The organism is Paenibacillus sp. FSL W8-0187, assembly GCF_037969755.1.
Classification (GTDB): domain Bacteria; phylum Bacillota; class Bacilli; order Paenibacillales; family Paenibacillaceae; genus Paenibacillus_AQ.
Window position 1 is genome coordinate 1,440,629 of record NZ_CP150206.1, and the last position, 12,870, is coordinate 1,453,498.

The 12,870-nt window shown below is 53.3% G+C and carries 8 protein-coding genes; 7 read left to right on the top strand and 1 reads right to left on the bottom strand.

Annotated features, from left to right (window positions below; translation table 11 throughout):
• Nucleotides 1–184 precede the first annotated feature (184 nt).
• Entirely contained in the window at nt 185–1,210 is a 1,026-nt protein-coding gene (locus tag MKY48_RS06280) for a response regulator (RefSeq protein WP_339292526.1), read from the top strand.
• On the top strand, nt 1,207–3,048 hold the full coding sequence (locus MKY48_RS06285; protein ID WP_339292527.1) for a sensor histidine kinase: 1,842 nt from the start codon (nt 1,207–1,209) through the stop codon (nt 3,046–3,048). The genes MKY48_RS06280 and MKY48_RS06285 overlap by 4 nt, the downstream gene beginning before the upstream one ends.
• Nucleotides 3,049–3,155: 107 nt before the next feature.
• On the opposite strand, the gene MKY48_RS06290 is transcribed toward MKY48_RS06285, so the two are convergent.
• Nucleotides 3,156–4,988 (bottom strand): glycoside hydrolase family 97 catalytic domain-containing protein, encoded by a 1,833-nt coding sequence (locus tag MKY48_RS06290; RefSeq protein WP_339292528.1) that lies wholly within the window; start codon nt 4,986–4,988, stop codon nt 3,156–3,158.
• Between the two features lie 285 nt (nt 4,989–5,273).
• On the opposite strand from MKY48_RS06290, the gene MKY48_RS06295 reads away from it, so the two are divergent.
• The 5 genes from MKY48_RS06295 to MKY48_RS06315 all read left to right on the top strand — a co-directional run bounded on the left by MKY48_RS06295 (nt 5,274) and on the right by MKY48_RS06315 (nt 12,861).
• Nucleotides 5,274–5,858 carry a discoidin domain-containing protein gene (locus MKY48_RS06295; RefSeq protein ID WP_339293475.1) on the top strand — a complete coding sequence of 195 codons (585 nt, stop codon included), beginning with the start codon at nt 5,274–5,276 and terminating at the stop codon, nt 5,856–5,858.
• The gene (locus MKY48_RS06300) at nt 5,848–8,052 is read left to right on the top strand and encodes a hypothetical protein (protein ID WP_339292529.1); all 2,205 of its coding nucleotides are present in this window, start codon (nt 5,848–5,850) and stop codon (nt 8,050–8,052) included. The genes MKY48_RS06295 and MKY48_RS06300 overlap by 11 nt, the downstream gene beginning before the upstream one ends.
• 72 nt (nt 8,053–8,124) lie before the next feature.
• Nucleotides 8,125–10,731 carry a glycoside hydrolase family 95 protein gene (locus MKY48_RS06305; protein ID WP_339292530.1) on the top strand — a complete coding sequence of 869 codons (2,607 nt, stop codon included), beginning with the start codon at nt 8,125–8,127 and terminating at the stop codon, nt 10,729–10,731.
• 472 nt (nt 10,732–11,203) lie between these two features.
• Nucleotides 11,204–12,187, top strand: coding sequence for a peptide-methionine (S)-S-oxide reductase MsrA (msrA, locus tag MKY48_RS06310; RefSeq protein ID WP_339292531.1), 984 nt, complete (start codon nt 11,204–11,206; stop codon nt 12,185–12,187).
• Between the two features lie 308 nt (nt 12,188–12,495).
• Nucleotides 12,496–12,861 (top strand): hypothetical protein, encoded by a 366-nt coding sequence (locus tag MKY48_RS06315; RefSeq protein ID WP_339292532.1) that lies wholly within the window; start codon nt 12,496–12,498, stop codon nt 12,859–12,861.
• Nucleotides 12,862–12,870 lie beyond the last annotated feature (9 nt).

The following is a 12,870-nucleotide window of genomic DNA, read 5'->3' on the forward strand; positions in this document are numbered from 1 at the left end:
TGTTTGTTCCATATATCGTGTACAATAGATCCGAAATGTAAGCGTTTAACCCAAATGAGCGAAGGATGAAAAATCAAGGTATCCGCCGGTCTTACCATCACAGGTATCCGCTGCGGATACCTTATTGTTCCATTCGATGTTTGCCTCATACCTTATTCTTCTACATACAGGAGGCTAAAATGATATGCGGTTGCTTATTGCTGACGACGAACCTGTAATCCGAAGAGGGCTGGTCAAGATGGCGGAGACCTACCGTCTGCAGTTTGATGCCATTGACACGGCCGTGAATGGTGAGCATGCGCTCTCCCTGATCAAGGAATTCGAGCCGGATGTACTGCTGACCGATATCCGGATGCCCCGAATGGGCGGACTGGAACTGTGTCAGGAGCTTCATGAGTTGTACGGGCATATTCAAATTATCGTCATATCGGGTTATGGCGAATTCCAATATGCACAGCAATGTCTGGCTTACGGGGTGAAGCATTATCTGCTAAAGCCGGTTACCGGCGTGGTGCTGCACCAAACCTTTGACGCGATTGTGAAACACCGAAATAAAGGCATTGTCTCGCTGGCTTCCTATGTCGATTGGATTGAAAATATCGGGCAGGAGATCTGGATGCTGCAGACCGAACAGCTCGATCGGCTGTTGGTCGATTGGAGAGCGCATCTGCAAGCGGCGGGACTCAGCGTCCCACAGCTCCAGCAGCTGCTGGATGACGCGGTGGGCATGATTTTCCGTCGTCTCGTCTCGAAGGGGTATATGGAGGTTTCGGTGATTGAACCGATTGGTTACCACACGGTGCAGGAGCAGCTGTTGAACGAATTTGAGTTAAGGGTCAAGCAGATGACCGCGGATCTGGTGACGCAGCGGTGGGGGAATTTCAAGAATCCGCTGGATGAAGTGAAATCGTATATCGACACGCATCTATCCGAGGAGATCACCCTTGAGGAAGTGGCGGAGATGGCCGGTTATACGCCGACGTATTTTAGCGCGATGTTTAAGAAGATGACGGGCGATACCTTTGTAAGGTACCGGATTCACCGGCGAATGGAGCGGGCGAAGGAACTGCTGGCTCTGCCGCATATGCGGATCATCGACGTGGCGGCGAACGTCGGTTACGAGGATTATCCCCATTTTACGAAAATGTTCAAGAAGGTAACGGGACATACGCCGACGGAATATCGGACGATGCTGGGCTTTAACGGATGAAAAATAAACTGTACCGCAAGTTGTTTCTGTACTTTGTATCCATCATTGTGCTAACTTCCTTGTTGATCGGCATCGTTACCTACACGCGCTCATCAGCTGAGCTGGACCGCCAGCTGGACCGGCATATGTCGCAAATCGTGCAGAACGCCTTGAACCATACCGATCTGTACATTAAATCCTACGACCGTACGATGATCTCCTTATTGACCAACCGGGAATTGAAGAAATTCGTGGATTTACCTAACCCGGCGGACCATTATGATTACTATCACATCAGCTCCACAATCAAGGATACGGTATTCCGTCCTCTCATGGAACGGGGGCCCGAGCTGCTGACCATGTATCTCCTGTCTTATAACGGAAATGCCACATACAGCTTCGGTTCTGATTTTACGGCTCCGGTATTCAGTGCAGAGGAGAAAGCAAAGCAGCTGACGGATCTCCGTAATACCACAAAAGATGAAAGCGGTCTCATGATTCACACGGAGAGCATTATACCTGGACGCAGCGGCAGCGTGGTACGCATGACGAGACTGATTAAGGGATTATCCTCCACAGCGGAAAAAGGCGTGCTGGCCATGGAGGTGCGTTCCCAGGAGTTATCCTCCCTCTGGAAAGGAATTGATCTGGGCGAACGGGGATACTTCTATATCGCGGATGCCAGCGGCCACGTAGTCTATCAACCTGAGGGATTGGAGCATGAAGCCTCGTCTCCGGCCGAGGATCCGAAGCTGACCGCCGCCATCATGGGCGCAGACGAGGAATCCTTCAAATATACGACGGCCAATGGAGAGCAGAGGGTGTTCATGACGCGGATGTCCCCCTATTCCGGATGGCGTCTGGTTGCTTCGATACCGCTGGAGGAGTGGCGCAAACCGATTGCCAGCATTCGTTCTACGGTTTGGACGATCGGCTTGATCAGCCTCATTGCTGCTTGTCTGCTTGCTTACCGTTTCACCCGTTCCATTACCCAGCCCATCCAGACGATTATCCGCGGGATGCGCCAGACGGAGCAGGGGCGGTGGATTCCCTTGGAGCTTCCTAAGCGCGAGGACGAGCTGACGGAAATGATGCAGCGGTACAATCTGATGGTGACCCGGCTGTCGGAATTAATCGAGCGGGTATACGAGACTGAACTGCAGCAGCAGAAGACGATTATCGAACGGCAGAAGGCCGAGTTCCAGGCGCTTCAGCTCCAGATCAATCCGCATTTCATGTACAACACGCTGGAGACCATCGTGTGTTATGCCGAGGTTGAAGGCTCATCGGAGATTACCGAAATGGTGTCCTCTCTTGGCTTTATGATGCGGTACTCCTTGCTGACGTCGCTGGAGGAGATCACGGTCGCGAATGAGCTCAAGCACGTGTTGAACTACATGACGATCATGAAGCATCGGCACGATCTGGAGTTTGATCTGCGGGTTGAGGTTCCCCATGAGCTGCTCCTGTACAAAATGGTGCGGTTGACGCTCCAGCCTTTAATTGAAAATGCATTCCAGCATGCCTTTCCGGACGGCATCGAAGCATCGCAGTACATCATGATCACTGCCGGATGCGATGATGATGCCTTCTGGGTCAGTGTGACGGATAACGGCATCGGCATGACCGATGAACAGCTGCGCGAGGTTGCGGCACGGCTGTCCTACGAGTACGATCATGTGAATCATGTGCCTGAGTCCTCCCTGAACCTTAGCGGTACCGGAGGTATCGGGCTGCTGAATGTGCATCGGCGGATTCAGCTGGTATTCGGCGAGAGTTACGGACTTCGTGTAACCTCGGCGGGCGAGGGGACAGGAACTACCATCCGCATGGTCATGCCATGTCCGCCGCGTGTTTAGCACAAGGCCTGCTTCCGGATTGGAAGTCAGGCCTTACGTTTTTAAAGAGATAATGAAGGTTAACCTTCAGAGACTTCCCCCTTCTTTTCTCGCAAGAATGATAGACTTTACTTGTTCTCCACTTGCGGCATGAGATGGATGGAAACGCCGCCGTACACCTTGAGGCGTATCTTGATGGTATCCTTGGCGCAGCACGTTTCCGTATGGACCTCAATGGAAGGAGGAATGGAACGATATCGATATTCGTCCGCTTCCGCCTGTTCCTGATAGATCACGGCTTGGTAGGCTTGGTTATCTTCAAGGAAATCCAGCGGGATCCGGACGTCTCGTCCTCCGGCGGCACAGATGGAGGCGACAAACCATTCCGTACCCGATCGTCTTGCTATCGTAACGAATCGGCCCGGATAACCTTCCAGCAGCCGCGTCTCATCCCAGACGGCGGGAACGGCGGCCAGCAGCGGCTTGCCTGGATGATCCGCGAAGACGGAAATCGCATCGGCATAATGCTGGATGCCGGATTCGAAGAGGATGGCCAGGGCCAGTTGAAGCCCTTGGGTCGTCGTGGTCCGCCTGCTGAACGTGACCGGCGTAAAATCCATGGACCCGATCAGGTTCCGCGTAAACGGCAAGGTACAGAGGTGAACCGCATTAGGCCCTTCACTCTGTGCCCGGTAGTATTCCGCACCGTAAACGCCTTCTCTTGTCATCACATGAGGCCATGTCCGGTGCTCGCCGCTTGGTTTGGTGGATCCATGAAAATTGACCATCAGCCGATGCCTGGCAGCGGATTCTGCAATGGCATCATAGACCTGGAGCGTCTCTTGATTGTCGCTGTCGAAGAAGTCGACCTTGATGCCAACGGCACCCCAAGATGCCCACAGGCGTAACTTCTCCTCACGGAGTTCCTTCGTATTCAGCCCTTTATAATGCGTCCACAGCCAGATGCCGACGCCGCGCGCCTTCGCGTAATGGATGAGCTGAGGCGCATCCAGCACACCCTCCCAGCCGCCGTCCACAACGCTGTATTCCCATCCCATCTCGGCGGCAAAATCCACATGCTGCCGTTGAATGTCCATATCGCCACAGGAATCGCCTTCCGCGTACCAGGACCAGGCCGCTCTGCCGGGAGAGATCCAAGAGGTGTCTTCCAGCACGGGCGGAGGACATAAGTGAGTCGTTACCGATGAAGACACCAGATCCCTGAGCGATCCGATGATCATGACACGCCAGGGCGTCGAGAGCGGAAGCTTGGCGGCAATCGGCGTTTCCTGATCCGGGGCGTAAGCGATGCGGAGCTTCCGGCCGTCTTGCTCATCCGCTTCGAGATGACTGGCGCCATACCCCCCGTCCACAGCTGCTTCAGTCAGCAGCAGCCAATGATCCCCTGCCGATTGGACCAGCAGCGGGAAACCGAAATGCCCTCCCCGAAGATGATCCGGCATGGCATGGTCGTAGGTTCGTTCATAACACCGCATGAACGGCTGAGCCCAGACATTGAGCATTCGGTCCTCCGGCAGATGGAAGCCGGAGAGCTCGTTCTCGAAACGAATATCCCCTTCTCCTTGCAGCTCATACCGGTATGCGACGCCGTCCTGAAAAGCGCGGAAACGGATTCTCACCTGATGATTCTCTACCGAAGTCAGAAGCACCAACTCGTTTGCTTCGTAAGACTGCGATTTTTGCTTGCCGGTCACAAGCTCGTAACGCTCCGTGATCGTGTTGTGCTCAACCCCTTGGATGCAGATGCCTTGCTGAAATTTGTATTGGTTGGTGATCAGCCCGAGCGGCGACCTTTCAAGAACGCGATATCGATTGTTCATCACCGTGTAAAAAAGGGGGCCGTTATGCTCCTGTTCCAGCGTGATATGCAGATTCCCGTCAGGTGAATGAAGCTGTGCATGAAACGGCGCTGACAGAGACTGGGATAGCTCATGATCCATAAACGAAACTCCTTCCTTGTCGCTCCAAGAATGACGTATCCATTGCAGCCTCATTGTAACGGACAATGCAGAGGCTTAGCATACGGCTCCGTTCGCTCCGGGTTGTGTTTTCTTACGTTGTGTTACTCCATAAAAAAACACGGCCATTCCGCAAGTTACGGCATGGTCCGGCGAGCAGCGGCTGTTTTATCATAGAAGCATATCAAGAGGCGTTTGAAAGGAGGGCATCAGGTAATCGCGGGTGGATCGTAATCACTACTTATGACAAAGGATGGGTGATGATTGATGAGACAGGTACGCAAGCGTAACAGGCAGGTAAGAAGAGGAGGAATTATACTGCTATTGGGTATTCTGCTGTTTTCGTTCGGCAATCCGCCAATACAGGGGGAAACGGCCGCTCAGGATGTAATGGAGCGGGTCAACCTGGCATGGAATAAGCAGGCGACGGCCAGTTCCGAGATCAGCGGGCGTGAAGCAGGGAAAGCCGTTGACGGCAGCCGTGATACCTACTGGCAGCCGGCGAGCACAGACCGTGAGGACATGAATGTATACATACAGGTGGATCTGGGGAGTGAGCAGTCCTTCAACCAGGTCGTCCTGGATTTAAACCGGGGAGATCATTTGGGAAGTATCGAGATCGATTACTCCCGTGACGGTGAGTCTTGGAGCAGAGCCTATGCGAAAAATGGGGGCATTCGAGCGGACGGTCAGGAAGTGATGACGTTTGATTCCGTAAGCGCTTCCCACATTCGGGTAACGCTGCTGCTAAGCCGAAATCTCAATGTTCAGCTAAAGGAGTTGGAGCTTTATATGCAATGGAGATCAAGGGATTCCGTCCGATGTAACGGAGCTGGCCTTCGTGAAGCCTGATGGAACCCCTTATATCAACAATGAGGAACTGACCTTGGACATTGGAGGCACATCTGCCGTGGAGGCGCGCGGCAAACGGGGGAACGGGGAATGGATTTCGCTGCCTCAAGGCCAGGTTCAATATCATGCGGTGGGAACCAGCGCAGCGGTTACTTCCGAAGGTTCGGTAACCGGGATCAAGGTAGGCGCTACCCGGTTATATGCGGAAACCAGCATCAACGGTCAAACGATACGTACGCCGGATTTCTGGATTGTGGTGAAGGATGATCAGGAATTCCAGGATCCGAAATACATTGCCTTCAGTTCGTTCGCGCATAAGGCGTTGATCCAGAAGATTGGCGAGGCGGCGATCTTGGAGGAGGGCAAGGAGCTGCCGGTCGTAACGATCACTCCGAATACAGATGGAACCGTATCTGCCAGATGGTTCAAGGACGGTCAATCCAGAGGCTCGCTGGGCACGAAGGCGCTGCAGGCAGGGGTAGTGCAATCGTTAACGCTTCCGGGTGGGATGAAGGTACCGGGCACGTACGAGGTACGGATGACTTTCCAAGCCGCTGACGGTGGAACCTACTACGACAGCTTGTTTTATACCGTCATGCCCAAGAAGGGAATTCCTGATGGTCAGAGCCAAATCGCCTATACCGGAAAAGACGGAAGGATGGTGTATGTTCCCGATTATAAGGGGAACCGGATCATCGATTTCTCGAACGTCGGTTATATGGGTGGGGGTGTGAAACTGCCCGATGTTCAGGCGAGGATTGCCGTACAGCCGACCGGCGGGGATGATACGGCGATGCTGCAAGCGGCGATTGATGAGGTGTCCCGGCTGCCGCGTGACGCAGATGGTTTCCGGGGGGCGGTGCTGCTGAAGAAAGGCACGTATCTGGTCGACGGTTCCCTGAACATTCAGGCCAGCGGGGTCGTGCTGCGGGGTGAAGGCAAGAGTGAGGACGGTACCATCATCCGCGGCACGGGAACAACGGCCAGAAATTTGATTGTTGTCGGTGGAACGAACGGTGCCGCTATTGTGGACGGGACGGAGACGGACATTCAGGATTTGTACGTTCCGGCAGGATCGCGATCGTTCCATGTGCAGAATGCCTCCGGCTATCAGGTGGGCGATTCCGTCATTGTTCGAAGAATCGGTAATGACCGCTGGATTCATGAGATCGGGATGGATCATATCTACATGCGGCCAGGGACCGGGGAAACGCAGCAGTGGTCCTCGTTCAATCTGGATTTTGACCGCGTCATTACGGCCATCGATGGCAATCAAATTACGGTGGATGCTCCATTAGCGAATGCCATTGAACGTCAATGGGGTGGAGGCAAGCTGTTCAAGGCGACGGATGAATCTCGAATCGAACAGGTTGGGATTGAGAATATGCGCGCCATATCCGATTTTGATCCGAGCAAGACCGATACCAAGATGGATAACGATGTTCTGGATACCCCGTATTATTCCGATGAGGCACATGCGGAGCGCTTCATTATGATGAACAGCGTGAAGAATGCCTGGGTGCGCGAGGTGGACGGCTACCATTTCTCCTACGCCTTGGTGCAGGTCGGGCGGCAGGCCAAATGGGTCACCGTGCAGGACAGCGAAATGTACGACATGGTCAGCGTGATTACGGGCGGTCGTCGTTACAGCTTTTTCATCCAGGGGCAATTAAATCTGGTACAGCGCAATTATACGGAAACTTCACGTCATGCTTATGTCATTGAGAGCCGCGTACAAGGACCGAATGTCATGTACGACAATAAGGCCACTCGCGAATACAATACAAGCGAGCCGCACCACCGCTGGTCCACCGGCGGCCTGTACGACAACGTCAGTGCGCGCATCAGCGTCCGCGACCGCGGATGGCTGGGCAGCGGACATGGCTGGGCGGGAGCGAATTACGTCATGTGGAACACCGAAGGCGGGCTTGTTGCGCAGAAGCCTCCAACGGCACAAAACTATGTCATCGGTCACATCCCGACTGAAGACGGTTTGAACGTGAAACCGCTCGTTCCAAACGATTATGATTCAAGACCGCGTGAGGACGGCTATTGGGAATACGCCGACCGGCATGTAGCGCTCCAGAGCCTATACGTCCAGCAGTTGACGGACCGTCTGGGTCAGCAAGCGGTGGATAATCTGGCCCGTACGCCTGTGGGCGGCGGTGCGATCGATATACCAGAGCAGCCTTAATTATATATAGCGAACAGGGGATTATCAGGGGAAACGCTGATCGTCCCCTTCTTCGCGAAGAAGGAGACGTGTATGAAGGTGGAGAGGGAGATAACAGGAAGAGATACGGAACGTTCTCACCGGAGACATCATGCGGAGCTTGATCGTGCAGGGCAGTACGGCAAGATCAAAGCGGTAGGTGATAAAACAGCATGGCGGCAGCCTGACACATCTGTAAGTCGGCGCTTGCGATTATGGTACGCTTCCCCGGCGGACAAGTGGAATGAAGCATTGCCCATTGGGAATGGGCGCTTGGGCGGCATGGTTTTTGGCAAGACCTCGCTTGAGCGGGTGCAGCTCAACGAGGATTCCCTCTGGTATGGTGGTCCGGGAAGGGGAGCCAACCCTGACGCCACCGAATATTTGAGCGAGATCAGGGGGATGCTGCGGGATGGACGTCAGGCCGAGGCCGAGCATCTAGCCCGGATGGCGATGACTTCATCCCCGAAATACGAGCAGCCTTATCAGCCGCTGGGCGATCTGCTTCTCAAATTCCTGGATGCCGAAGCGGTGGAGCATTACGAGCGAGAGCTGGATTTGGAGCGGTCCATGGTGACCGTATCCTATTCTTCGGGCGGCATAGGCTATCGCAGGCAGTATTTTGTCAGTGCGCCGGATGGCGTGATGGTGATTCGCCTAACTGCCGATCGGCCCGGGGCGCTGACGTTTGCGGCAAACCTGATGCGCCGTCCTTTTGACAGCGGAACAGAGTCGTTAGGGCACGATACCTTGCTGATGAAGGGCGAATGCGGCGTGGACGGCATTTCCTTCTGCACGGCACTGCGTGCTGTCGCTGGGGAAGGAAGCGTACGAACCATCGGTGATTTTCTCTCGGTTGAAGGCGCGGACTCGGTTACGCTGCTGCTGTCAGCCCAGACGAGCTTTCGGTGTCAGCAGCCGGGCCAGGTATGTCTGGAGCAGCTGGATCGTACGGCAGGCATGTCGTTCGAACAGCTGGAAAGACGTCATTTGGAGGAATATCGGGAGAAGTTTGAACGCTTCTCGCTAACTCTCGGTTCCAGTAAGAAGGATGCGAATAGAGCGGGCCTAACCGAAAGTGGAAATATCATTCCGAATGGGCAGGATCGACTCTTCGATTCAGATCAAGTTGAAACTCCGAACCGAGCGGAAGACGATCTATCATCCCTGTCTACCGATCAGCGGCTGAATCTGTTGAAGGATAGAGTGAAGACGGAAGGTGCCTCTGCGGAAAACAGCGATCCCGAATTGATTGCCCTATACGTACAGTACGGGCGCTATTTAGTCATCTCCTGCTCCAGACCCGGATCTCTCGCAGCGAACCTGCAGGGCATATGGAATGACAGCTTCACCCCGCCCTGGGAGTCGAAGTATACAATCAATGTGAATATTCAGATGAACTATTGGCCGGCAGAGCTGCTGAGCCTGGCGGAATGCCACGAGCCGCTGTTCGACCTGATTCACCGCATGCTCCCGAATGGCCAGGACACGGCTCGCGAGATGTATGGCTGCCGTGGCTTCGCAGCTCATCACAATACCAATCTCTGGGGAGAGACCCGGCCTGAAGGAATATTGATGACCTGTACCGTATGGCCGATGGGAGCCGCCTGGCTGTGCCTTCATCTATGGGAGCATTACCGGTTTGGCGGGGATGCGGATTTCCTGCGGGAACGAGCGTATCCGGTCATGAAGGAAGCGGCGGTATTCCTGCTGGATTATATGACTGTGGATGAGGAAGGGAGACGAATAACTGGACCTTCCGTTTCGCCGGAGAACCGATTTGTGCTTCCGAACGGAGCCGTCGGCAGCCTCTGCATGGGACCCGCTATGGATGCGCAGATTGCGACGGCCTTGTTTCGGGCCTGTCTTGCGGCAGGCCAGCTTGTTGGAGATAAGGACACCTTCCTTGAAGAGCTTCAAACCGCGCTGCAAGAAATTCCGGCACCGCGGATTGGAAGGCATGGAGGGATCATGGAATGGCTGGATGATTATGAGGAGGCCGATCCCGGACACCGGCATATCTCGCAGCTGTTCGCCCTGTATCCGGGAGAGCAAATTGATCCCGTTCAGTCCCCGGAGCTTGCCGAGGCGGCTTACAAGACCTTGGAGCTCCGGCTTGCGCATGGCGGCGGTCACACCGGCTGGAGCCGCGCCTGGATCATCAATTATTACGCCAGGCTGCAGCACGGCGCGGAAGCGCATGAGCATCTGGTGAATCTGCTGGCTTCCTCAACTTACCCGAATCTGCTGGATTGCCACCCGCCTTTTCAAATCGACGGTAATTTCGGCGGGATTGCCGGCGTTGCAGAAATGCTATTGCAGTCGCACACAGGAGGGTTAAGGCTGCTCCCGGCCCTGCCCCCGCAGTGGAATAGCGGCAAGGTGAAGGGGCTCCGTGCCCGGGGCGGCTTTGTTGTCGACATGTGCTGGGAGGAAGGTGAACTGGCCCAGGTGAAGATTCGCGCCGACAGGGCGGGCGAATGCAGGCTATGGTCCCGTTCGTCGCTTGTCCTCATAGAGGAGAAACGGCTTGGAGAGGTTATGCTAACGAGTACCACGATATCCGGAGGAGCGTATTGCTACTCGTTCTTGATGCAGCAGGGTGCCAGTTGTAGCTGGGGAAGGTCTGTGGAGGAGACATATAAAGCGGTTGAAGAATAAGTTTAATTAAAAAGAATGGAGAAATCTATCTGTGAGGGAACAAATATAATGTTATAATTTGGATTGTACATACACACCTTGAGTGGGCGCACTCCTCTGTAAAGGAGGTGGTGCGATGAACGTTTCGTTCGGTGAAGTGATAACCTTCGGGATTTTCCTGCTGGCATTGCTGACTTACATCGATAAACGACGAAAGTAACCCACTCCTAAGGTTGGCGCCTAAGTGGGTTACTTTCTCATTCCTGACTTGATCTTGGAGGAGAAATCCTACTCAAGATGTTTGTACAAAGGAGTAGCCATAGGCCGGCTGCTCCTTATTGCTATTCTTATCTTATCATACCCCTTTCTAGACCTCAATAACGGATCGATTGCACAAAATACTAGTGAAAAGTTATGATACTTGCTGCGATTGAGTCCCCAAGACTACACTAGTATCATAATGAAATAGACAAACATGAAAGGGGGGACTGCCTTGAATCAGGCAAGTGGAAAGACGCAATTGGCGACGTTTGCGGGCGGGTGTTTCTGGTGCATGGTTAAGCCGTTTGACGAGCTTCCCGGTATCCTTTCCTTGGTTTCGGGTTACACGGGCGGCCATACGGAGGATCCAACCTATGAAGAAGTGGGAACAGAGACGACGGGTCATTACGAAGCTGTGCAAATCCGGTTTGAACCGGATGTGTTCCCGTACACAAGGCTCCTAGACATCTACTGGCGCCTGATTGATCCAACGGATGCGGAAGGCCAGTTCATGGACCGCGGGGCGTCGTACCGGACTGCGATTTTTGTTCATCATGAAGAGCAGCGTGTGGAGGCGGAAGCCTCCAAGGGTGACCTGCAGCAAAGCGGGCGGTTCAAAAGAAAGATCGTGACGCCGATCCTGCCGGCAGGGCCTTTTTATCCTGCAGAGGATCTTCACCAGAATTACTATAATACCCACCGTTATGACTACAACCGGTATTATGAGGGCTCCGGCAGAGCTTCTTTTGCCGAGCGGCATTGGAATCGGAAACAGGACAGGGAAGAGCTCCATAGGAGTCTTACCGTGCTCCAGTATGCAGTGACGCAAGAAGGCTTGGATGAGCCTGCTTATGATAATCCCTATTGGAATAACAAAAGCCGGGGGATTTACGTGGACGTGGTGAATGGAGACCCGTTATTCAGCTCAACCGACCAATATGATGCCCGGACGGGATTGCCGGCTTTTATGAAACCTCTGTATGAGGGATATATCAGCAAAAAAGGAGATCTTCGCGGCGGCAAGGTACGCACCGCGCTCTATGGCAGGTTGTCCGGCTCTTACCTCGGTCACCTGTATCATGACGGCCCTCCGCCTGGCAGCTTGCATTACCAGATAAACTCTGCGGCGCTGCGTTTTGTGCCTGAGGGAGATATGGTTCGGGAAGGGTACGGTGAATTCGCGCGGTTGTTTGAGTTGGAACACGGAAAGGGTTAAACCAACGCAACGAATAATTGACTCTTCTCTATAAAGCCTTCATGGAATGAAAACACAGAGCATCTGCAGGATTGGTTGCTTTAACAGACTAAGATTAGTGATTGTCTAATGGAGAGGCCCCCTTTAGATCAAAAAGTTGAATGTTCAACCGTTTCGGTATTGTAGGGACAGTTGTTTCAATTACTATATAAATCGCTCAATATATCCCGTATATTTCCAATCAATAATAGTGTTTAATGAATGGAGAGGTGTTTGAGACCTTTTTCAAGTATAGGACAAATCGGTTTTATTTATAAAAGGAGGATTGTATGACACGATTGTGGATGCGGACAGTCTGCTTGTGGCTGGTCATTATTATACTTATTGGAGGATGTCAGAACGTGAATAGCCCGAAAGAACAGGAATTATTATCTCAGGCGGAGTCCAAAGCCATTCAATTTTTTAAAGATACGTATCAGTTGGATGTCGAGATGACGGAGTCGAAGAAAATGGATGCGTCCATCATGCCGCATGTTTTGATGAAGGGGCATGTGATTGGACAGGAGGAGCAAAGATTTAACATTTCCTATGACTATGAAGAAGACAAACTGACGAATTATGTGATGAGTGCTAAGCTGGAGCAGGTGATTCGGGACTTGGGGTATGATCCTTTTGCCGAGACGGGTGCAGAGTGAAAAGGATTT